Raw genomic sequence first — 345 nt, 5'->3', positions numbered from 1 at the left:
TACGAGCTGGGCTGGCACGTGGCCCCGACCGCGAACCAGCACGACGCCATCGCCGCCATCGAGCTCGCCCTCGCCGAAGCCGAACGGCTCGCCGGAGCCCAGCTGGTCGACCTGGCCCGGCGCGCGACCGACGGCACCGTGAAGCCGCTGGTCACGATCGTCACCGACAACGGCGGACCGTTCCGCTCGTTCCGCTTCGAGGCGTTCATCGCCACCCGCCCCGAGCTGCGGCACGTACGCACCAGGGTCCGTACCCCGGGCCAGAACGGCTCACGCGAGCGGGGCTTCGGCTCGCTGAAGTACGAGAAGCTGTTCTTGGAGGAGATACCCGACGCCCTCGACCTG

1 pseudogene is annotated in these 345 nt (G+C 70.4%); it reads left to right on the top strand.

The annotated features are described in order from the left end of the window. Positions 1 to 18 precede the first annotated feature (18 nt). A pseudogene (locus PUR56_RS21940) lies at positions 19 to 345 on the top strand (hypothetical protein); the annotation flags it as partial.

The sequence above is a fragment of the Streptomyces sp. BE303 genome (genome assembly GCF_036290945.1).
Taxonomy (GTDB): domain Bacteria; phylum Actinomycetota; class Actinomycetes; order Streptomycetales; family Streptomycetaceae; genus Kitasatospora.
Note: the sequence above shows the minus strand (reverse complement) of the source record. Positions and strands in the feature narration are given on the sequence as shown.